Origin of the sequence: Winogradskyella sp., from assembly GCF_013213975.1 — a bacterium.
Lineage (GTDB): Bacteria > Bacteroidota > Bacteroidia > Flavobacteriales > Flavobacteriaceae > Winogradskyella.
Window position 1 is genome coordinate 17,355 of the sequence record NZ_JABSST010000024.1, and the last position, 21,634, is coordinate 38,988.

Genomic DNA, 21,634 nt, shown 5'->3' on the forward strand with positions numbered 1-21,634 from the left:
TAAAATGCCCGATGATTTAGATGCACACCTAAATTAAATATTCTTTATCCAAATCATTGCCAACATATTTATTATTTTTCAAATCACAATACAGAACTGTGTTTATTAGGGCACGATAACATATTCGCCAAAGGCAAACATTAAAATGAAAATACGTTACAATATTACAATTTTAGCTTTTCTATTTAGCTTATCGGCTTGTATAGACAATAAGACTGACGTGAAACCATATGAAAGAAGTGAAAGACTTTCAACTGATTTACAACTTGACCATTTTAATATTTGGACTAAAAATTCCACACAGGCAAAAAAACGATTAACAGAAATTGGATTTACTTCTGTACCGGATTCTCTTTCAGCAATTCACGAAGGCCAAGGCACTTCCGGCAGGTATTTTCGTTTTCTAAATAGCTATCTCGAATTAATTTTTGTTTATGACCAAAATGAACTAATTGAAAACAATAAAAAAAATCAAGATTTAGATTTTACAAAAAGAGCAAACTTTGAAAAAAATGGGGCTTCACCATTTAGCCTTGCTCTAAAAGTTAAAGATTATAACATAGATAACATCCCTTTTGAAAAAATAAGTTATCATCAAGATTGGATGGATAAAAACATGAATATATATTCAGCTAAAAATTCAAAAAAAGAGCTTAAAGAACCCTCAATTTTTGTTGTTTATCCAGAAATGGAATACGAAAAATTTGAAACATTATCTGATTTAAAGAATATTCCTGAAGAACACGCCATTTGGAGAGAATTTTATAAGCATCCTAATGGATCACAAAAAATAACTGAAATTATTATTACTTCAAGAAATTTAAACTTAAATACAGAAACAATTCAAGCAGTAAACGGAATTGAAAATTTGACAGTTAAAGATGGTGAAGAGCATTTAATGGAACTTCATTTTGATAACGATATCCAAGGAAAATCGTTTGATTTAAGACCTGAATTACCATTGATTATATATTTGTAAAAAGTAGCTTATCGTAAAACGCGCATGATGCATTGAAACCATCTGTCTACTTTCGAAAGTTCTTACTAAATTTATAACTGTCATTTATTTGTTCACTTTAGTATTTTAACACACAACAAAAGCATAAACAAATACGTTGGTAAACGCGAATTAAATAATGTTATTAAAATAATTTTTACGTTTTTATTATTACCTTCCTATCAGTTTTTTCTTAAAATATACCCAATGACAGTATCTTCGAAAAAGATAAAACTAAAATTAATGACGAGCTTAAACCCGTATATAAACCAGCAACGGTCAGCTATACTGATTCCGTATGCACAATTTAAATAATTTGATTATGACCAATAAGTTAATTTTCAGTTTTATCACTGCTGTATTTTTTTTAGCTGGATGCAAAAAAGAGGACGGCAGTACTAACACTAAAGAAACATGTTATTCAAATTTAAATGCCCAAACCATTTTTCATGACGGATTAAATAGAGAGTATGTATTATATGTACCTAACTCATACGATGGTACGACCTCTGTACCATTAATGCTAAATTTCCATGGATTTGGAGGAAGTGCAAGTGAATTCATGGAAGAAGCTGATATGCGTTCATTAGCTGAATCAAACGTGTTTATTTTGGCATACCCACAAGGTAGTTGTTCTGAGGGTTTTTCTGATTGGAATCCTTGTCCTGTAGGAGAAGATAATAAAAGCGAGGCTGATGATTTTGGATTTGTGGAAGTTTTGATCAACCAAATTTCAACACAGTACAATGTAGATTTAAGAAGGGTTTACGCGGCAGGATATTCAAATGGTGGTATGATGGCCTATGGACTTGCAAATTACAATAGTGAATTAATAGCTGCTGTTGCATCTGTTTCTGGAACCATGTTGGATTGTATTGGTAATACGAGTCATCCACTGCCAGTGCTCCATCTTCATGGGACCGCTGATAGTGTTATTCCGTATAATGGAAATAATTATTATAATTCTACACAAAGTATATTAAACCATTGGATTAATTTCAATAATACCATCACAACCCCTATTACAAGCTCAGATAACAGCAGCGGAATGACAATTGAGCATTCTGTTTATAACCAAGGAGATAACTTAGTTTCTGTTGAACATTACAAATACATAGGAGGAGACCATGTTTGGTTTAATTCAACGTTCCAAAATCAAAATGCTTCTGAATTGATTTGGAGTTTTGTGTCACGTTATGACCTAGATGGATTGAGATAATAAGCAAGGGTATGTAACATTTCATCAAATACATGAAAACGACCGCTTATATTCACCGACGCTAACAATTAACCAAAGACTAAGTTTACTATGCACTTCTGTCCAGACAATGCATCTTAAACTAGATGTGTTATCTTCTTTAGGGTTAAACCAAATAATTATAAAAGCTGAAATTCAGTATATCGCTTTCAACGGACTTAGAACCAAAGCGTGCAACATCATCGGTTAACAGTAATTTGGTTAATTTTAGAATTCCTAATCTAATAAGTCCATTGATTAGCAATAGCTAAGCCACTTAATCGTTTAGCAATAATTTGAATCAAATCCTTAAAATATCTAATATCTATCCAAATCAATGCTAACGAATTTAGTATCTTTTCATCAGAAATATAGTTCTGCGTATAGAAGAGCGTTGATGTACAATTCACCTAAAGGTGAACTAAGGTTACATTGTCGCTTCGCAACGATTCCCTACTTTTGAGAAATGTGCATCATCGCAGTGTTAATAGCAATTATGAAAACCCATTTTAGAATAGCATTTTGTATACTCGCCTTCTGTTCATGTAAGACTGAAATCAAGGAGAATCAGGCTACTGAAATTTCTATTAAAGAAAAGAAGGATAATATTATTATTTCCCGTAAAGACTACCAAAATCAATTATACGGCTTTTGGTTGGGTAAGTGTATTGCAAACTGGACAGGTCTGGTCACTGAGATGGATAAGATTGGTAATATCGGAGAATTAAAGACCGGAGATTTCTACACCCGTGAGGATTGGGGTAAACCCGACCAACCCAGTATTTGGGGCCAGGGTGTTTCCAGTGACCTTTCGCCTACTATTGATTTTGTATTCAGAGACACCACAGAGGTATGGGGTGCTGACGATGATACAGATATTGAATACATGTATCAAAACCTGATGTATGAAAACAAGGTAAGCAACCTAACTCCACAACATATTCGGGCGGGTTGGTTAAAACATATAAAAGCAGAAGAAGAGAACTATTTATGGGTGTCTAATCAAAAAGCATTTGACCTGATGAGACAAGGTATTCTACCACCAGAAACCGGAAGTCCTGAGAGGAATGAACATTATGATATGATCGATGCCCAATTGACTACCGAGCTCTTTGGATTTTTTGCCCCAGGACGAGCAGATATTGCAATCAAAATCGCCGATCTTCCAATAAAAACAACTGCTCGCGGAGAAGCTGAATACATTTCAAAATTTTATGTCACAATGTATTCTCTAGCCTCATTAAAACTTGACAAGACAATGAGTGAGCGCATCCACTGGATGGCTAATCAGGCACGAAAAATACTACCTGACAACTCATACCCGGCAAAGATGTTTGATTATTCACGTAAATTATACAAATCAGGCATACCGTGGGAACAAACCAGAGATTCAATTTACTACCGTTATCAGGTGCAACAGAAAGATGGATATGATATAACATCAAAAAACTTGTATTGTAATGGTTGTTTTGCTGCAGGGATAAACTTTGCATCTAGTTTAGTAAGCTTGTTCTATGGAGAGGGTGATTTAAAAAAAACTATACAAATCGGAACTTTAGCAGGATGGGATTCTGATAATCCAACTGCAACTTGGGGAGGTTTAATAGGCTTCATGATTGGTAAGCATGGAATTGAAAAGACTTTCGATAGACAATTTTCTAATCGTTTTAATATTCACAGGACGAGGCAAAACTTCTTAGATGGCGGTATTGATGATATTGATAAAATGGCCCAAAGAGGGCTAATTGTGACGGATCGAGTTGTTATTGAAGAAATTGGAGGAACAATTGACGAAGAAAATGATTTGTGGATTATCCCATTAAAAATAGAAAATGAATAAATTTAAAAGCTGCTAATACTTTATAAACGGCATTAAAACGACCACATATACTTACCTATGGTATTAGCTTAGGATTACTTGCGCTATATGATCTAAAAACTCTAACCACACAAGCAAATGTGCCCTAACCGATCAGAAATCTAAAAAGATTGTGATGAAATAATTAGTTGCCAATACAATATTTCCAAAATCTAGGTAACGAAAATTAAACTGTATCGTCCTCTATGTAAAAATCATAAATGGCAAGATATAGATATGATTAAAAATTTAAGCCCATTCTATTCAGGTATAGCAGTACTTGTAGGCATAAGTAGTGTAATGTTACTACCTTTTGATAGATTAATTACTGAGAAGGACTTTTCCACGTTTCAAGTTGAATATATAATATTAACATTTAAGATGTTTTTTATTTTTTCAATCAGTCTTTTACTTATAACAAGACTAAACGAAAAAGCATTATCTGGGATTAGTTTAAAATATAAATGGTCTTTTAAACACCTTAATTTAATACCTTTCTATTTATGCTTACTAGGTACTTTGGGTTTTATAAATAAGGATTTATCATCAATAGATTTTTCTAATATGACGCTGTTACTTATTGCCTGTCAAGCAGTAGGCTTTGCAGAAGAGTTCGTATTTAGAGGTTACCTACAACCTGTTTTCATGAAAAAATATATTTCACACAATAGAGGAATTTTTTTAGGAGTACTCTTTCCTGCTATATTGTTTGGTGCTTCACATTTACTAAACCTAACTATAAATGAAAATATTCCGCAAGTAATAGGTCAATCGTTGTACGCAATTTTTATAGGATTCTTTTTTGGTGTAGTCTTATTAAAAACCAATAAGTTAATCCCACTCGCCATTACACACGGACTTATTAATTTTTTCTTTCTTTTTAGATTGCTCCCGGGTTTAAATAACGGTATGGATCCTATTGTTGAGCTGACACTTCACGAACAAATAATAGCGGCTGCAGGGCCTATTCTAATTTTTATTCCATTGTTTGTCATTGCGCTTGTAGTGATAAGAAAAATAACACAAGAGGATGTTCTAAAGAAAATTAACCTATAAGACATGCCCTATTAGCTATAAGCCTATGATTAGCACTTCTTTCTCTATTGGCTTGAAATAAAGATTCAAAACAAGAACTAGAACGTCTAATTGAAGGATTTAGGACATCTATAGCCGAATAGAAAAATTTTGAAAAGTTTTCAAGTGGAAACTTCAAATAATACCTCAGATAAAAAAGCATCTAAATAATAGGAGTTTGAGTTCTAACTCGAATTGCTTTTCTGACTAAATAAGTTATAGCCTAAGTTAGAAAATAGTCTCTTAATATCTGCTACTTTTCGTATACAAATCCGATTATGTATAATTCACTTAAAGATCAGCTGAAGTTAGGACATTGTCACTTCCTGCCAAATCTCATCCTTAAGAAATATTCATGGTCCCAGCGCTTTTTCAAATTGCTTTAGCTTAGTCCTTCAAAATATACATAATCGCCTTTAGGTGCTGTTCTAAACAACAATTCATCCTTAAAAACAAACAATTCGGAAATAAAAAGTTAGGTTAATAATCAATGAGAATTACATTTGAGTCCCTAAAAACAATACTACATGCAAAGACCATTTAGAATTTTAAAAAAGATAATTTTATATTCCTTCTCTATCATTTTGCTTTTATCAGTTGTAGGTTATACATATCTCTATATACTTCCTAAAGGACCTGAAATAACTGAAATCAAAAAAATTAAAAACGGAATTGACTTTTTTGTTATGCACGCATATAAAGATAGCAAGAGAAAATCAATTAAGGTCTGGACTTATAAACCTGCAAGTTGGAATAATGAAGACAAAATTGTTTTCGTTATGCACGGTGGTGGACGAAATGCGGATGACTATCTAAGTGCTTGGGTAAAATTAGCTGATGAAAATAACCTTTTAATAGTGGCTCCTGAATTCGAAAATAAATTTTCAAAATACATAACAAACGATTATCAAGAGGGAAATTTATTTACTTTTTTTGGTACTCAAAACTCAAAAAGAGAATGGGCATACGCGGTGGTTGAAAATATATTTGACCATATTAAATCTGTTAACAAAATTACAAACGAACACTACGATATTTTTGGACATTCCGCTGGCGGACAATTTGTACATAGAATGGTAATGCTTATGCCAGAATCCAGAATAAGAACAGCCATCTCTGCCAATTCTGGATTTTTCAGTTTGCCAAATGAGAAACTTGAATTTCCTTATGGGATTAAAAATACAGATGTAGATTTACAAGAAGCTTATAAAAAGCGATTAGTAATTTTATTGGGCGAATTAGATAATGATCCAAGTTTAGGAACATTTAGAAGAACTGATTTGGCAATGGAACAAGGAGTACACAGGCTGGAGCGTGGAACAACCTTTTTCAATGCAAACAAGAAATTGAAAAATAAGAATAATTGGACTTTCAATTGGTCTTTAGATACTATAAAGAATGTCGGTCACGATTACAAAAGAATGTCTGCAAATGCAATTGAGTGGATAAAAAACTAACCCTATCAAAGCACAACTGTAATTACAACGGATGCGCCTGTGTCCGAATCCATCAGGCAATATTAGCGTGAGTGCTTGATCGAAATATAGTAACTTAAAACCCGTAACGAACAATTACATTGAGCCTTTAGCAGTAATTTATAATGCGATAAAACTATTTTTGCTAATCGATGATTGTATTTAAGAATAATACCATTATACTTCTTCAGATTGATGATCTGATGCCTTACTAAGAACTGGTACAAAGAAATAAAACTCAGTTTTAAGGATTATATAACTAATAAAGATTCAATATTAGATTGGATTATTAGTCAAGAACACGAAATAACTACTTTCTTAAGCTTAACTTAAGCAATACATTTTAAACAATAATTATCAAGGAAATAACCATAACATGTATGGTGCATCGCAGTTAAATTTCTAATTGGATTTCATTACAATTGACTATCTTAGCATATGAAAAAAGCCCGGGGGACATTTTCTATAACAATTGATTCACAAATCCGTGAGGTACATTTACTAAATTTATACAGCTAAAGGATAATATTAATAATGAGAATGAAACAAACTTTATGTAAATTCATTTCCATGTATCTTCTAACCTCTCCCTAATCAGCTGGCAACAAAATCATAGCTGAGGCGGTTGTTAAACAATTGACCCTAATTAATGCTTCTTAACTCAAATAAATCTGTTGTCATTTTTGCTAATTATAGTAATATAAAAAGTATCATTTTAGTTAATGAAACAATTCGTATTGCGCTAAAAAAAAATAAAATTAAGGTTTTACTTATTTGTGATACAAGTCTAAATCAATCACCATTAGCTCGAAAATTATTATGGAATATTCAAACATTATGCACTTTTAGAGGGGTAGAAATAATAATTCCAGAAAATAACAATATTAATCATCCAAAATTTATTGATTTTTTAAAATCGAAAATTAAGCCAGATTATGCATTTTCTTTTGGCTGTGATCAAATATTTAGTGTTGAATTACTTAACATTTTTACTTCTGTTTTAAATCATCATAATGGTATATTACCAAATTATAGAGGTTGGCTTGTAACCCCTTGGACGCTATATAATAAAGAAAATGAAACAGGCTATTCTTATCATTACATGACAAAGGAAGTAGATCACGGACCTATTTTATTGTCAGAATCAATAATAATTGATACCAAAAACTTAAGAGATACTGAATTTGAAAAGGCAAAATTGGCCTCTTCAAAATTAAATAAGGTTATAGACGATTTTATTAATAAGGCTCTAGGAAGTCCCCAACACGGCAAACCAAATTATTACAGCAAAAAAGATTTTAATAACATAACTACGATTAAGAACCCTTCAATTTTTACCTTAGAGGAATTACAACATAGACTGAATTCATTTGGCTTTTTAAATGTTATGGTTAACAACAATTACATTAAAGTAACTAATTTTAAACTTAAATCTAAACCATTTAGAAAATGCAAAAAAAATTGGTTCATTACTTCAGACGATTGTTTCGTGATCCCTCAAAAAGACACCAAAACACATATTTGTATTCGTTTTATTAAAAGGTTATTCTTAATTTATAAACTGAACTTTGGTCTAAATAAAGTCTTGGAATGATAAAATCATCAAGAATTGAATGACTGAGCAATGATATTAAAACAAAAGTATATTTATTTAGCAGCTTTGAAGTTAAACATAGATACTTGGTCAACTCCTATTACCCCATTTTCTTTGCTTTTATAATTTCTTCAATAGATTAAATTAAAGTCTACAGCAGAACTGCGCATAATGCCGTTTATCTATTATTAAACCAATTAAAAAAATACCAGTCTAAAAAAGAAAAGTAAATAACATGAGAAAATTTAAATTCTTAATAGCTGTCGTAATGGTTTTATTTCTGACTTGTAGTAAGGAAGAACAAACGCCTAAACCTATGGAAACACGAGGGTATAATATGCTTCTCATTGGTAACAGCTTTTTTAGACCTTATGCAGAAAAACTTAATGTCATGGCAATTGATGCTGGTTTTGTAAATCATAACAGCACTACAGTTTTTCGTGGAGGCGAAAACGGAAGACCTATCAATTTTTGGAACGATTCCACCAGCACAGAACATCAAGAGATAAAATCTGCACTCGACACAGGTAATATTGAATACTTTGGGATGACTTTTGGACACGACTCTATCAATCGAATTGAAGGCCATCACGCTTGGATAGAATATGCATTACAAAACAATCCAGACATAACTATTTTCATATCATTATCACCTTTTGACTTTCCTAATGGAGATCCAAATGGTACTCGACCTGATTGGAATACATTTGCAATAGATAATGGGTTCAACTCAATACAAGAGTGCTATGATTATTATATAACTGAGATCATACACAACGAAATTGTAGACGAATTGCGTTTCGAATTTCCATCTACCAAAATATTTACTATCCCAACTGGATTGGCAACCTTTAATTTAGCACAAATGAATATTGACGGCTTATTGCTAGATAATATTAATATGTTTGGGCCACGAGAAACTTCTATTTTTACTGATCCAAAAGGACATCAAGGCAATATAGTTCGAGAAACAGGTGGTCTTATATGGTTAAATAGTATCTATCATGTCGATCTAGACACCAACACTTATGAAACAGGATTCAATACAGATTTACACGAAATTGCAGAGCAAATCATGAACAGCCATGACCCAAATTACAAACAGTAGATGCATAAGACAAAATTTAAAAGGTATTTCAAACATTTCGTCGATTTATAAACATGAAGACACCTGTGCTGAGTTGAGAAATTTAAAATACAACAAAATGATCACTTTTAATTCTTATACTAAAGTTGAAGATGTTTTACCAAAACCGCAGCTTCTGTATAACAATTTAAAGATTTATGAAGTTTCCTTATTAGAAGCTATAGAAATAATTTAATTAAACATAGATTAACCATATTGACCCCACATAAATAATAGATTCACATTATAATTCAAAGGAAGTTGAAAGCATTAGTTTCTAAATCATGGCTTAAAGAAAATCTAAACAATCCTAACCTCATCATTTTAGATGCTAGTATCTCAAAAAATGCAGCTAAAAAAGTATTTGAAAGTTCTAATATTATGATTCCAAGGGCGAGACGCTTCGATCTTAAGAACGTTTTCTTAGATACCACAAGTCCATTTCCTAATACAGTTCCAAATCCGGAATACTTTCAGCACCAATGCCAAAAGTTAGGTATAAACAAAAACTCTGAAATTGTTGTTTATGACAATGCTGGTATTTACACAAGCCCAAGAGTTTGGTGGCTATTTAATATAATGGGACATGATAATATCAGCGTACTCAATGGCGGACTGCCAGATTGGGTGGCCAACGGTTTTGCTACTGTTAAAGCTTATGAAACAACTTTTAAGCATGGGAACTTTAAAGTTAATTTTAATGCAGAGGCTGTCATTTTATATGAACAGATGATTCGTAATTGCAAGACGCAAGACTTTCTTACTATAGATGCTCGATCAAAAGGTCGCTTTAATGGTACCGAAAAGGAGCCCAGAATAGAATTACAAAGTGGCCATATTCCTAACTCCATAAATATTCACTACCAAGAGGTTCTAGAGGAAGGTAAGTTTAAATCAAAAACAGCACTTAAAGCACTTTTTAATAAGAAATGTAAAGGTAATAAACCCTTAGTTTTTAGCTGTGGCTCAGGCATAACAGCGTGTATTGTATTACTCGCAAGTAATTTAGCGTATTCTAAAAACTTAAAGGTTTACGACGGTTCGTGGACCGAATGGGCTATCATTAATGAATTGTTTACCAAATAATTAGACGCAAATTTTTAAAGCGTTTTTAAGAATCGTTATTCAATATTCGGTAAAATTCTAACAGCTAACGTCAATCGATAGGTATATTAATAACTCTTTACAGTAAGCCCAAAAGTTAAGAATTGATCTTCGCGTTCTTGCTCAGAAACCACAATATTCTCAAAAGTGTGCAAATAGTTGATCTTAAAATTGAGGAACTTCCAAATAGGGAATTCAAGCCCAAAATCGGCTCGCCATCTATAATTATCACTTTCTTCTAATGAGGGCTGAATATAGCTTTCATGACTAAGAATGATCTTATCTTTAAAAAGATGGTATTTACCATTGACCCAAACTGTAACTCTAAAGGTGTTAATATCGTTATTACCGTCATAGGCATCAATATTAAAATCAGTATTATCAAAATTAGTTTGCTCGTACTCGCTAGTAAGCGAAAATTTTAACCAATCTTTACCCTTTATATACGCTTGCCAAGTAAAACCAGCACCAATTAATGAACGTGAGCTAATTTCACGTCTAAAGTTAGTACTTAAAAAACCTAATACTTGCGGATATAAACGCTTTTCAGGGTTAAAATACAGAAAGTTGAGACTTAAGAAATCAGCATCTGCTTTTTCTTGATCAAAAGCTTGATATACGTATGAGTTTTGAGTCTTAAACACCCACTTTTTCCAAGGTCTATAGGAGATCCCAGATTTGGCTCTAAAAATTAAAGTTTCCACATTGCCACCTTGCCAAAAGCCAGTAACTGACAAATCAGCTTTAATTTTTAATGAATCGCTTTCATTTATCTGCCCAAATAATATAAGAGGCAGTATTAGTAAAACAAATACAACCAATTTCACGTTTAAAACATGCTTCATTTCATATTATTATAGAAGCAAAATTATTCAATTGTACATTTTTAAGCTCAAGTTAAGCCTAAAATTTACGAGAACGTTTTCTTAAAGATTATTCGCTTAAAAGCTCTGAAACAAAGCTCTCAAACTCAGCTTTAAACTCAGTATACTTGTCGCCAGTTGCAGGCCCATTAAATCCTGTATGTATTTTTCTAACCCTACCTTTTTTATCAATAAAAATAGATGTTGGATAAGATAAGACATGATTGAGCATTGGTAATTTTTCTTGAGCCTTTGCTTTGTCAGAGGTACCATATTGTGCTAAAAGTACTGGATACTCAATACCTAATTTAGACTGTAATCTATCAATACGGCTAAATGCGGTTTCTTTATCCTTGGCATATTCAAAAGCTAACGCTATAAACTCAAGATCGTCAGTCTTATTATTCTTATAGAATTCTGAATAATATTTACTCTCATCAAGGCAATTTGGACACCATGTACCCATGATCTGAACAATAATAACCTTATTCTTATAGTGGTTGTCTTTAATAGAAACCAATTTATCAGAGGTATTAGGGAATGTAAAATCTATAGTGTCATAACCTTCTTTTAAATATGTTAATTCATTAGCACTAGGCAACTCATAATTTTCGTTACGCTTTGCAAAAAAAGGCTCTTTCCAATGATTACCAGAATAAAATGTACCTGCCATTACAGAATCAGTTACCTTAGCCGTAAATAAGAAGGCATGAGCACCGTCGAAAGTCGATAACTTCATCGTATCACCGTCCATAATACCTTGTAGATATCGGTAATCCCCTGTGGTAGTTCTAAAGGTCCCAGTAACATAATGACCATCTTGCTTGAATATACCTTTAGCAATATATTCGCCTCCTTCGACACCCTGACTAAAAACCGTTTCCCAGACACCAGTAGCATTTTGAGTTGGCTGAAATTTACTCACTGCAAATCGTTCTGTTGGTCCATATTCAGCAAAAAAAGGAACAACACGATCTAAACTTTCTATTATGAAACTACCTTTCAAATTATCATCAATAAAAGTTGCCGCTAAATACCCTTCAAAGACCGGAGTTGTAATAAATACCGAATCGTTTCTGTATTCAATATCATCAACCTCTATAACCTCTTCTGCATTTATTATTTTTAACCTTTTATCTGATTTAACTTCAAAATTAAAGGGCAAAAGCTCGCCATCTTGAATGCTTAAGACACCTAAATATGTCCCAACCTTAAGTGTGTTTGATTTTTCAATCTCATTTTTAGATTCATTCTTACAAGAAAAGGCAGACAGGATCATGAGAAAAGCAAATAGATAGCGCATATGAAATGAATTTTTATAATATTCGAAATAACAACAAATACCTTATATAAAAAAGCAAAGTATGCATTTCATATAGAGGCAAGTATTTTTATCTTTGTGGCTTCATAGAACTAAGACAATGAAGCCCATAATGGGCATTTGGTATGCAATGACCGACACCAACCAATATAATTAAATTGATTATCAATAAGCGGTCACGTAAATTTAAATAGATGAAGATATCATACAACTGGCTAAAGCAGTTTATAAAGATAGATTGGGACGCTGAGAAAACTGGTAAATTACTAACAGATCTTGGCTTAGAAATAGAAGGCATAACACCATACGAATCTGTAAAAGGTGGACTCAAAGGCATTGTTGTTGGTGAGGTCCTAACTTGCGAACAACACCCTAATGCCGATCGTTTAAAAGTAACCACTGTAGATATTGGTGACGATGATCCTGTTCAAATCGTATGTGGAGCACCAAATGTAGCTGCAGGACAAAAAGTCCCAGTGGCAACTATAGGCACAACGCTTTATACTCCAGAAGGAGAAGCATGGAAAATTAAGAAAGGAAAAATTAGAGGTGAAGAAAGCCATGGTATGATTTGTGCCGAGGACGAGTTAGGACTTGGTGAATCACATGACGGTATTATGGTGCTTGATGAATCCTTAAACGTTGGGACTGCTGCTTCTGAAGTTTTTGAAATTGAAAACGATGACATTTTTGAAATCGGTCTAACTCCAAATCGTGCAGATGCTATGAGTCATTTTGGGGTGGCAAGAGATCTTAAAGCCGGTTTATTACAAAAAGAATTACCTCTAGAACTTATTACTCCATCGGTAATGTCTTATCATGTCGATGCCAGATCACTCAAAATTGATGTAGATGTTATCGATAAAGACAAGTGCCCGCGTTACTGTGGTGTCACTATTTCTGGTGTTAAGGTAGCACCTTCTCCGAGTTGGTTACAGCACCGATTAAAATCTATAGGCCTATCTCCTATAAACAATATTGTAGACATTAGTAATTATGTATTACATGAATTAGGTCAGCCACTACATGCATTTGATGCTAACAAAATTTCAGGCAATAAAGTTGAAGTTAGAACCTGTAGAGCTGGTACGAAATTCACCACCTTAGATGATGTTGTTAGAGAATTGCATGAAGATGACTTAATGATATGTGATGGTGAAAAACCTATGTGTATCGCAGGTGTATTTGGCGGTATTGATTCTGGCGTCATAGAGTCTACAAAAAATATATTTTTAGAAAGTGCCTATTTCGACCCTGTAAGTATTCGAAAGACAGCGAAACGTCATGGTCTTAACACTGACGCATCATTTAGATTTGAGAGAGGCATCGATCCTAATATTACTGAATACGCCCTTAAACGCGCAGCTTTATTAATTACTGAAATTGCCGGTGGTGAAATAACAAGCGATATTTCAGATTCTTATCCTAACAAGATTAAAGACTTTGAAGTTCGATTAAGTTTTGACAATGCTAAAAAGCTCATTGGAGAGGAAATACCTAGAGAAACCATCAAAAGCATATTAACCTCATTAGAGATTAAGGTAAATAATGTTACTGAAACAGGACTAGGGCTTACGGTTCCTGCCTATAGAAACGATGTTCAACGCGAAGCCGATATTATTGAAGAAATCTTAAGAGTCTATGGTTATAACAATGTGGGCACCACAGAAAAATTAAATGCATCGATCTCTAATTCATCCCGTTTTGAAGATTACAAACTACAGAATGTCATTGGCACTCAACTAGCTTCGCAAGGATTTTATGAAATCATGGCAAATTCCTTGACATCTCCAAAATATGTAGAATTGAGTTCGGATCTGAATGAAGAGCATAATATAAAAATGATAAATCCACTGAGTAATGACTTAGAAGTGATGCGTCAATCGCTTCTTTTTTCAGGATTAGAATCTGTTTCTCACAATATTAATCGTAAAAGAAATGATCTGAAACTTTTTGAATTTGGAAAAACCTATCACCAATATTCAAAGAATAGAGAAGAGCAAAAACATTTATCCTTATTTGTTACAGGAAATAAATCTGAAGAACGTTGGAACAGTGCTACTAATCCAAGTGATTTTTTCTTCTTAAAAGGAACTGTTGAAGCAGTACTGCAACGTTTAGGTTTGAAGCGTTTAAAGTCATCACCAACAAAATCTGATGTTATTAATGAAGGCATGAGTCTCTCATTAGGTAAAAAGAAATTGGTTGATTTTGGATTAGTGAAAAAATCTATTTTAAAACATTTTGGTATAACTCAAAATGTGTTATTTGCAGATTTTAACTGGGACAATGTCTTAGAAATGGCGCAACATAATAAGATTAAGTTTTCAGAGATACCGAAGTATCCGGAAGTTCGACGAGATTTTGCTTTACTCTTAGACCATAATGTATCCTTTGAAGAGATTCATACCATCGCTAAACAAACTGAAAAGCAATTACTTAAAAATGTAAATTTGTTTGATGTGTATGAAGGCAAAAATCTTCCTGAAGGTAAAAAGAGCTATGCAGTAAGCTTTACCCTACAAGATGAGCATAAAACGTTGAATGACAAACAAATCGATAAAATCATGTCCAAGTTACAAGCCAATTTTGAAGGTAAACTTGGGGCTGAGTTGCGATAAACATTATCATTTCTTTAGCAATTTAAAGCAGCGTAATGATTAACTTTATGGCATAAAAAACAAAAATTATTATGGCAAACGTAACGCTCGGTGGTGCACCAGTTGAGACCGCTGGAGACTTACCTAAAGTAGGTAGTAAAGCTCCTGATTTTAAATTGACTGCAACAGATTTAACTGATAAAACAAATAGAGATTTTGAAGGATCCAGACTAGTTTTAAATATTTTTCCTAGTGTCGATACAGGCACGTGTGCGCAGTCCGTTAGAACATTTAATGAAAAAGCGAGTTCTCTGAAAAACACTAAAGTCTTATGTATTTCAAAAGATCTACCATTTGCAATGGCACGTTTCTGTGGTGCAGAAGGCATTGACAATGTCGAAAGTTATTCCGACTATAAAACTGGGCAATTTGGTAAAGATTATGGCTTAGCCTTTACAACAGGCGCATTCGAAACCTTACTATCTCGCTGTATTATAGTGTTAGATAAAGATGGTACTGTTTTACATACAGAACAAGTGTCTGAAATTGCAGATGAACCTGATTATGAAAGTGCTATAGCAAGTCTTTCTTAATTTAATGCAGAAAAAAGAATCACTCCTAGTTAATAGATTAAAAAGTGTTGGCTATGCCTTCCAAGGCATGCTGGTACTTATAAAGACAGAATCAAGTATTAAAATCCAGCTATTTATTGCCATTGCCATAACCATAGCTGGATTTTATTTTAGTATTTCCAAAACTGAATGGATCGCTCAGATTACCATGATTGGATTAGTTATGAGTGTAGAAGGAGTAAATACAGCCGTTGAGTACATCGCTGATTTTATTCATCCAGATCATCATCCAAAAATAGGTCTTATTAAGGATGTTGCTGCTGGTGCAGTTTTTATTGCTTCCATCGTTGCAACCATAATCGCTGGACTTATATATATACCGAAAATTTTTTAATACCAAATTAAAGGTATCAGCGTTAGACTTATTAATTAATCAATTTAATGAAATGAGAGTACAACTACTATTATGGTGTTTTTGTTTTATTGTATTTAGCTGTGTTAAAAAAAATACTTTAAATGCAAGCAATATAGCAGCTGAAAAGAGTGATAGTATCCGCTTTCAGAAAGTTGAAACACTTCAGATTTCAAAAGATTTCGTACTAGGTAAATTTGATTACAAAAAGGATTCAACATTTGTAATGGTTGATTCAAAATATGCAACCAAAACTATTTATCTTAAAAAAGCGACATTCGAAGCATTCTTAGAATTGGCCAAAGCAGCTAAAAAAGATGGGATCAGTTTTAATATTATTTCTGGCACACGTAGTTTTATTGAGCAAAAAGCCATTTGGGAGCGTAAATGGCAAAAGCATGCAGCGCTCGATCCGCTCAGACGTGCAAAGAAAATTTTAGATTACAGTTCTATGCCTGCATCATCAAGACATCATTGGGGAACTGATATTGATTTGAATAGTCTAAATAATTCGTATTTTAACAACGGAAAAAGATTAGTTGAATATAAATGGTTAGTAGCAAATGCAAATCGCTTCGGATTCTATCAAGTATACACTGATAAATCAACAGGAAGAACAGGCTATAAACTTGAAAAATGGCATTGGTCTTACTTGCCTTTAGCTAGTCAATATCTGGCCTATTATAATAACACCATTACCAATGATGACATAAAAGGCTTTTTAGGCTCGGAACTTTCAGAAAAACTTCATATCATTGAAGACTATGTTAATGGAATTTCTAAGCAAGCAAAAAAATATAAATAAATGAGGAAGTTCCGTATTTTCGGAACATAATTATGGCGAAAAAGGCAACCAAAAAAAAACACGCTACAAAAGCAAAACATAAACCGAAGGCTAAACTAAACAGACCTTCATTAAAATTATCTAATCAACAGAAGCTTGTATTCGGAAGTTTACTGATCATTTTAGGTGTTCTATTATTTATTTCATTTTTATCGTTCATATTTACCGGTAAGGAAGATCAGAGTGTCTTAAGTAATTTTCCTGAACGCTCAGATGCTTATAAGAATTGGGCGAGCCAATTAGGTGCTTGGGTTAGCGAATTTTTCATAACTAAAGGTTTTGGTATTCCATCATTTATATTTTCAGGCTTAATTTTTCTTTCAGGTGTTTATACTGCTCTTAACCTTAAAAAAGGAAAGCTAAGAAGACATTGGATTTGGGGAACCTTGATTGTCATTTGGCTTTCTATTTTCTTTGGCTTTTTTACGCACAAATACAATATACTTGGTGGCACTATTGGTTTTGAAATGAATCATTTCTTTCAGGACTATATTGGTAAAATTGGCACATCACTCCTACTCCTTTTTGGATTAATAGCTTATCTAGCGCTTCGTTTTAAAGTTACTGGAGATTCTTTCGTGAGGTTATTTAAAAGTGCTAAAAAGGATTTTAAGGAGAATACGATTAACACTACAGAAGATGAAGAGCTCAGTGTTATCATTGATAATAGCTTAACAGAAGAAGCCGAAGCCATTAAATCTGCTTTCGAAATTACTCTTGAGAATTCAGAACCTACAATTAGCAACCATTCCAAACCAGATCCTAAAACTAGTGATGTAAAAATGGAGGTGGGTATTAGTGAGAACGAAGCCCAAATTGAAGAACAAGAATTAAAAATGGAGGTTGAAACCGCCAAAGAAGAAAAGTCCGAATCTGATAATTTAGCAGATAAACTTGTGAAAGACTTTGGTCAATTTGATCCTACACTAGAATTAAGTAATTATCAGTTTCCACCTTTAGATTTATTAAAAAAGTATAACAATGAAGGCATTTCTATAGATCAAGAAGAACTTGAAGAAAACAAAAACCGAATAGTTGAAACCTTACTTAATTATAAAATTGGGATAAGCAGTATAAAGGCTACAATAGGACCTACAGTAACGCTTTACGAAATAGTTCCGGATGCTGGAATTCGAATTTCGAAGATTAAAAACTTAGAAGATGATATTGCCTTATCGCTAGCTGCTTTAGGCATTAGGATTATTGCTCCAATCCCTGGTAAAGGTACAATTGGAATTGAAGTACCAAATAAAAAGTCGACTATTGTGTCTATGCGTTCTGTTGTCGCATCACAAAAATTTCAACAGTCTAAAATGCAATTGCCAATTGCTTTTGGAAAAACTATTAGCAATGAAACCTTTGTAGTTGATTTAGCAAAAATGCCGCATTTACTTATGGCTGGTGCCACAGGACAAGGTAAGTCGGTAGGTTTAAATGCTGTTTTAACCTCTTTACTTTATAAAAAACATCCAGCTGAAGTAAAATTTGTGTTGGTAGACCCTAAGAAGGTAGAGCTTACACTATTTAATAAAATTGAGCGTCACTATCTTGCCAAGTTACCAGACAGTGAAGATGCTATAATTACAGATAACACCAAAGTAATTAATACGCTCAACTCACTTTGTATAGAAATGGATAACCGCTATGAAATGCTTAAAAATGCATTTTGTAGAAATATTTCAGAATACAATGCAAAATTTAAAGCACGTAAGCTTAACCCTAATGATGGACATCAGTTCTTACCATACATTGTATTAGTGGTCGATGAGTTCGCTGATCTTATTATGACTGCTGGTAAGGAAGTAGAAACACCAATTGCAAGATTAGCGCAATTAGCTAGAGCTATTGGTATTCATCTTATTATAGCAACACAGCGCCCTTCGGTGAATGTAATTACTGGTATTATAAAAGCCAACTTCCCAGCGCGTATTGCCTTTAGAGTGACAAGTAAAATTGATTCAAGAACCATTTTAGACGGTGCCGGAGCAGATCAGTTAATTGGTCGTGGTGATATGCTTTATACACAGGGTAATGACCTGATACGTTTACAATGTGCCTTTGTGGATACCCCAGAAGTAGAAAAAATTACTGAATTTATTGGTTCGCAAAAAGCATATCCAGACGCTCATTTATTACCGGAATATGTTGGTGAAGAAGGTGGCACAAATCTTGATATAGATATTTCAGATAGAGATAAATTGTTCCGAGAAGCAGCAGAAATTATTGTTACAGCACAACAAGGATCTGCCTCGCTCTTACAACGCAAGTTGAAACTAGGCTACAATAGAGCGGGACGAATAATAGATCAATTAGAGGCTGCAGGAATTGTAGGTTCTTTTGAAGGTAGCAAGGCAAGACAGGTTTTAGTGCCAGATTTAATAGCTTTGGATCAATTATTAGAGAACGAAAAATAATAATATTACAGACATAGATATCATGAAACAACTATTTATAATTGCATTTTTAACATTTGGATTAACAGGTTTCGGACAAAACGACTCGAAAGCTGAAGTATTGCTAACTGAAGTTAGCAATAAAATAAAAGCTTACAAAAATATAAGTCTAGACTTTAAATACGTTTTAAATAACGTAAGTGAAAATATAAATCAAGAAACACGTGGTGATGTTGTTATTGAAGGTGAAAAATACAAACTTAATATTCTTGGTATTACACGAATTTTCGATGGTAAAACGCTTTACACCATAAGCCCAGAAGATGAAGAAGTTACTATTTCCTCTAATAACACTGAAGATGAAGGAACAATAACTCCAAGTAAAATGTTATCGTTTTATGAAGAAGGCTACACCTACAAAATGGATATTATTCAAACTGTAAAAGGTAGAAAAATTCAGTATGTAAAGTTAAATCCTATTGATACCAATTCTGAAATTAAACATGTACTTTTAGGAATTGATGCTACGACAAAACACATATACAATCTTATAGAAGTAGGTAAAAACGGTACAAAAACTACATTAACCGTTAATTCTTTTAAAACAGATGAGCCTATCTCAAAAACCTTATTTACATTTGACAAGAGTAAATACAATGATTACTTTATCAATAAAATTGATTAAGGTCTAAATAAATAAGATGTCTGCTATTGCGGAAATTCAATGAAAATACTAGATAGGTACATACTTATCACATTTTTAAGGACGTTTTTTAGCGTCTTTATTATCTTCATGTTCATCTTTGTACTGCAAGGTGTTTGGCTCTATATAGCAGAACTCGCAGGTAAAGACTTGGATATTTCTGTTACTGCAAAATTTATCCTGTACTACATGCCAAAGCTTATTCCTTTGGTGGTTCCATTAACGGTCTTACTGTCCTCAATTATGGTCTTCGGAAATTTTGCAGAAAACTATGAGTTTGCCGCAATGAAGTCCACTGGTATTTCCCTGCAAAGGGCTATGCGCAGTCTAAGTGTTTTCATTGTTGCACTAGGTATTGCTTGTTTCTTTTTTGCAAATAATGTCATTCCTTGGGGCGAATACAACTTTTATAACTTAAGACGTAATATTGCAAAAGTTAAACCAGCATTAGCAATAGCTGAAGGTCAGTTTAACGAAATAGGTAACATTAATATTAAGGTTGAATCAAAATCTGGTGACCGTGGACAATATCTTCATGGTGTAGTTATTCATCAAAAAAGTTCTACACGAAGTGGAAACTACAAAGTTATTGTATCAGAAAAAGGAGAATTAAAGAGTGCCCCAGACTCAAATGTACTTCAACTAGAATTAATTAATGGTAACTATTATGAAGAAATAGTTAATCGCGATTCTCGCAAAAACATAGACAAACCGCACGCTAGAAGTTACTTTGAGAATTACATTTTTAATGTTGATCTTGAGATTCTGAATTCTGAAGATTTAGATGAAAAAAACTATAGAGGTCGTCATACAATGCAAAATATAAGTCAACTAAACTACACCATTGATAGTTTAAACAATCAACGTAAAGAAGACTACAACATACTTTCTAAGACTTTATATAATAGAACAACTTATGCAGCCTTAAATCTAAATCTGAATACCCAAGGTCAGGATTCACTTTATCAAGGTGAGATTTTAGATTTATATACAGCCAGCAACAAGGTGCAGGTTATTAATTTGGCGCTCAATTCTGCCAACAGTACAAAGCAAATCATAGATGCAAATAAGAAGAATTTTGAATCTAAAGCCATTTGGCTTAATAAGCATATTATTGCACTACATGATAAGTTTGTTCTTGCGTTTGCATGTATTATTTTATTTTTTGTAGGTGCACCGTTAGGAGCGTTAATAAGAAAAGGTGGTTTAGGCTTACCAATGGTGATAGCTATTGTATTATTCCTTACTTATCACTTCTTCGGAATTTTTGCCAAGAACAGTGCTGAGAAAGGAAGCTTCAGTCCAATTATTGGGTCCTGGCTCTCCACTGCAGTGATGCTACCTTTAAGTATTTATCTTACAACAAGAGCCACCAATGACAAAGGTGTTTTTCAATTCGATGCTGTTTTGGCGCCTCTTAAGCGTTAGTTCACCGCTAAAAGTAAGTTACAGCTTTCAGAA

At 33.2% G+C, this 21,634-nt stretch carries 19 protein-coding genes; 16 read left to right on the top strand and 3 right to left on the bottom strand.

The annotated features are described in order from the left end of the window. Window positions 1-145: 145 nt before the first annotated feature. Together HRU49_RS05105 and HRU49_RS05110 are read left to right on the top strand one after the other, a co-directional pair. Window positions 146-979 carry a VOC family protein gene (locus tag HRU49_RS05105; protein ID WP_296354827.1) on the top strand — a complete coding sequence of 278 codons (834 nt, stop codon included), beginning with the start codon at window positions 146-148 and terminating at the stop codon, window positions 977-979. 340 nt (window positions 980-1,319) lie between these two features. Then, window positions 1,320-2,216 carry a PHB depolymerase family esterase gene (locus HRU49_RS05110; protein WP_296354829.1) on the top strand — a complete coding sequence of 299 codons (897 nt, stop codon included), beginning with the start codon at window positions 1,320-1,322 and terminating at the stop codon, window positions 2,214-2,216. A gap of 260 nt (window positions 2,217-2,476) precedes the next feature. Here the strand turns inward: HRU49_RS05110 and HRU49_RS05115 are convergent, their stop codons facing one another. Beyond that, a complete protein-coding gene (locus HRU49_RS05115; RefSeq protein WP_296354831.1) occupies window positions 2,477-2,644 on the bottom strand; it encodes a hypothetical protein in 168 nt (55 codons plus the stop codon). A 56-nt stretch (window positions 2,645-2,700) separates the two neighbouring features. Here HRU49_RS05115 and HRU49_RS05120 point away from each other — a divergent pair, with 56 nt between their 5' ends. The 7 genes from HRU49_RS05120 (at window position 2,701) to HRU49_RS05150 (ending at window position 10,447) form a co-directional block, all read left to right on the top strand. Next, window positions 2,701-4,074, top strand: a complete 1,374-nt coding sequence (locus HRU49_RS05120; RefSeq protein WP_296354833.1) for an ADP-ribosylglycohydrolase family protein — start codon at window positions 2,701-2,703, stop codon at window positions 4,072-4,074. 255 nt (window positions 4,075-4,329) lie between these two features. Beyond that, the gene (locus HRU49_RS05125; protein WP_296354835.1) at window positions 4,330-5,148 is read left to right on the top strand and encodes a CPBP family intramembrane glutamic endopeptidase; all 819 of its coding nucleotides are present in this window, start codon (window positions 4,330-4,332) and stop codon (window positions 5,146-5,148) included. 545 nt (window positions 5,149-5,693) lie between these two features. Further along, window positions 5,694-6,623: a hypothetical protein gene (locus HRU49_RS05130; protein ID WP_296354837.1), complete on the top strand. Its 930-nt coding sequence runs from the start codon at window positions 5,694-5,696 to the stop codon at window positions 6,621-6,623. 667 nt (window positions 6,624-7,290) lie between these two features. After that, entirely contained in the window at window positions 7,291-8,235 is a 945-nt protein-coding gene (locus HRU49_RS05135) for a formyltransferase family protein (RefSeq protein ID WP_296354839.1), read from the top strand. 235 nt (window positions 8,236-8,470) lie between these two features. Next, window positions 8,471-9,343 carry a hypothetical protein gene (locus tag HRU49_RS05140; protein ID WP_296354841.1) on the top strand — a complete coding sequence of 291 codons (873 nt, stop codon included), beginning with the start codon at window positions 8,471-8,473 and terminating at the stop codon, window positions 9,341-9,343. Continuing rightward, window positions 9,321-9,557, top strand: coding sequence for a hypothetical protein (locus tag HRU49_RS05145; RefSeq protein WP_296354843.1), 237 nt, complete (start codon window positions 9,321-9,323; stop codon window positions 9,555-9,557). The genes HRU49_RS05140 and HRU49_RS05145 overlap by 23 nt, the downstream gene beginning before the upstream one ends. A gap of 65 nt (window positions 9,558-9,622) precedes the next feature. Next, window positions 9,623-10,447: a sulfurtransferase gene (locus tag HRU49_RS05150; RefSeq protein ID WP_296354845.1), complete on the top strand. Its 825-nt coding sequence runs from the start codon at window positions 9,623-9,625 to the stop codon at window positions 10,445-10,447. Window positions 10,448-10,533: 86 nt separating this feature from the next. Here HRU49_RS05150 and HRU49_RS05155 read toward each other — a convergent pair whose 3' ends face one another. Together HRU49_RS05155 and HRU49_RS05160 are read right to left on the bottom strand one after the other, a co-directional pair. Further along, window positions 10,534-11,310 (bottom strand): DUF481 domain-containing protein, encoded by a 777-nt coding sequence (locus tag HRU49_RS05155; protein WP_296354847.1) that lies wholly within the window; start codon window positions 11,308-11,310, stop codon window positions 10,534-10,536. Between the two features lie 88 nt (window positions 11,311-11,398). Next, window positions 11,399-12,631 carry a TlpA disulfide reductase family protein gene (locus HRU49_RS05160; protein ID WP_296354849.1) on the bottom strand — a complete coding sequence of 411 codons (1,233 nt, stop codon included), beginning with the start codon at window positions 12,629-12,631 and terminating at the stop codon, window positions 11,399-11,401. Window positions 12,632-12,843: 212 nt separating this feature from the next. Between HRU49_RS05160 and pheT the strand changes: the two genes are divergently transcribed. The 7 genes from pheT (at window position 12,844) to HRU49_RS05195 (ending at window position 21,601) form a co-directional block, all read left to right on the top strand. Continuing rightward, window positions 12,844-15,270 carry a phenylalanine--tRNA ligase subunit beta gene (pheT, locus tag HRU49_RS05165; RefSeq protein ID WP_296354850.1) on the top strand — a complete coding sequence of 809 codons (2,427 nt, stop codon included), beginning with the start codon at window positions 12,844-12,846 and terminating at the stop codon, window positions 15,268-15,270. 71 nt (window positions 15,271-15,341) lie between these two features. After that, window positions 15,342-15,842 carry a thiol peroxidase gene (gene tpx, locus HRU49_RS05170; RefSeq protein ID WP_296354852.1) on the top strand — a complete coding sequence of 167 codons (501 nt, stop codon included), beginning with the start codon at window positions 15,342-15,344 and terminating at the stop codon, window positions 15,840-15,842. A 4-nt stretch (window positions 15,843-15,846) separates the two neighbouring features. After that, complete coding sequence (locus tag HRU49_RS05175) at window positions 15,847-16,215, top strand: diacylglycerol kinase family protein (RefSeq protein WP_296354854.1); 369 nt, start codon at window positions 15,847-15,849, stop codon at window positions 16,213-16,215. Between the two features lie 52 nt (window positions 16,216-16,267). Continuing rightward, complete coding sequence (locus HRU49_RS05180; protein ID WP_296354856.1) at window positions 16,268-17,038, top strand: D-alanyl-D-alanine carboxypeptidase family protein; 771 nt, start codon at window positions 16,268-16,270, stop codon at window positions 17,036-17,038. Between the two features lie 32 nt (window positions 17,039-17,070). After that, window positions 17,071-19,491 carry a DNA translocase FtsK gene (locus HRU49_RS05185; RefSeq protein WP_296354857.1) on the top strand — a complete coding sequence of 807 codons (2,421 nt, stop codon included), beginning with the start codon at window positions 17,071-17,073 and terminating at the stop codon, window positions 19,489-19,491. 22 nt (window positions 19,492-19,513) lie between these two features. Beyond that, the gene (locus tag HRU49_RS05190) at window positions 19,514-20,155 is read left to right on the top strand and encodes an outer membrane lipoprotein carrier protein LolA (RefSeq protein ID WP_296354858.1); all 642 of its coding nucleotides are present in this window, start codon (window positions 19,514-19,516) and stop codon (window positions 20,153-20,155) included. A gap of 39 nt (window positions 20,156-20,194) precedes the next feature. Then, a complete protein-coding gene (locus HRU49_RS05195; RefSeq protein ID WP_296354860.1) occupies window positions 20,195-21,601 on the top strand; it encodes an LptF/LptG family permease in 1,407 nt (468 codons plus the stop codon). Window positions 21,602-21,634: the final 33 nt, after the last annotated feature.

Bases quoted from the DNA above. Each gene is read 5' to 3' on its own strand.
- tpx (WP_296354852.1), top strand. From the start codon at position 15,342: ATGGCAAACGTAACGCTCGGTGGTGCACCAGTTGAGACCGCTGGAGAC.
- HRU49_RS05160 (WP_296354849.1), bottom strand. From the start codon at position 12,631: ATGCGCTATCTATTTGCTTTTCTCATGATCCTGTCTGCCTTTTCTTGT.
- pheT (WP_296354850.1), top strand. From the start codon at position 12,844: ATGAAGATATCATACAACTGGCTAAAGCAGTTTATAAAGATAGATTGG.
- HRU49_RS05105 (WP_296354827.1), top strand. From the start codon at position 146: ATGAAAATACGTTACAATATTACAATTTTAGCTTTTCTATTTAGCTTA.
- HRU49_RS05110 (WP_296354829.1), top strand. From the start codon at position 1,320: ATGACCAATAAGTTAATTTTCAGTTTTATCACTGCTGTATTTTTTTTA.
- HRU49_RS05185 (WP_296354857.1), top strand. From the start codon at position 17,071: ATGGCGAAAAAGGCAACCAAAAAAAAACACGCTACAAAAGCAAAACAT.
- HRU49_RS05145 (WP_296354843.1), top strand. From the start codon at position 9,321: ATGACCCAAATTACAAACAGTAGATGCATAAGACAAAATTTAAAAGGT.
- HRU49_RS05135 (WP_296354839.1), top strand. From the start codon at position 7,291: ATGCTTCTTAACTCAAATAAATCTGTTGTCATTTTTGCTAATTATAGT.
- HRU49_RS05130 (WP_296354837.1), top strand. From the start codon at position 5,694: ATGCAAAGACCATTTAGAATTTTAAAAAAGATAATTTTATATTCCTTC.
- HRU49_RS05175 (WP_296354854.1), top strand. From the start codon at position 15,847: ATGCAGAAAAAAGAATCACTCCTAGTTAATAGATTAAAAAGTGTTGGC.
- HRU49_RS05155 (WP_296354847.1), bottom strand. From the start codon at position 11,310: ATGAAGCATGTTTTAAACGTGAAATTGGTTGTATTTGTTTTACTAATA.
- HRU49_RS05140 (WP_296354841.1), top strand. From the start codon at position 8,471: ATGAGAAAATTTAAATTCTTAATAGCTGTCGTAATGGTTTTATTTCTG.
- HRU49_RS05125 (WP_296354835.1), top strand. From the start codon at position 4,330: ATGATTAAAAATTTAAGCCCATTCTATTCAGGTATAGCAGTACTTGTA.
- HRU49_RS05180 (WP_296354856.1), top strand. From the start codon at position 16,268: ATGAGAGTACAACTACTATTATGGTGTTTTTGTTTTATTGTATTTAGC.
- HRU49_RS05190 (WP_296354858.1), top strand. From the start codon at position 19,514: ATGAAACAACTATTTATAATTGCATTTTTAACATTTGGATTAACAGGT.
- HRU49_RS05195 (WP_296354860.1), top strand. From the start codon at position 20,195: ATGAAAATACTAGATAGGTACATACTTATCACATTTTTAAGGACGTTT.
- HRU49_RS05120 (WP_296354833.1), top strand. From the start codon at position 2,701: ATGTGCATCATCGCAGTGTTAATAGCAATTATGAAAACCCATTTTAGA.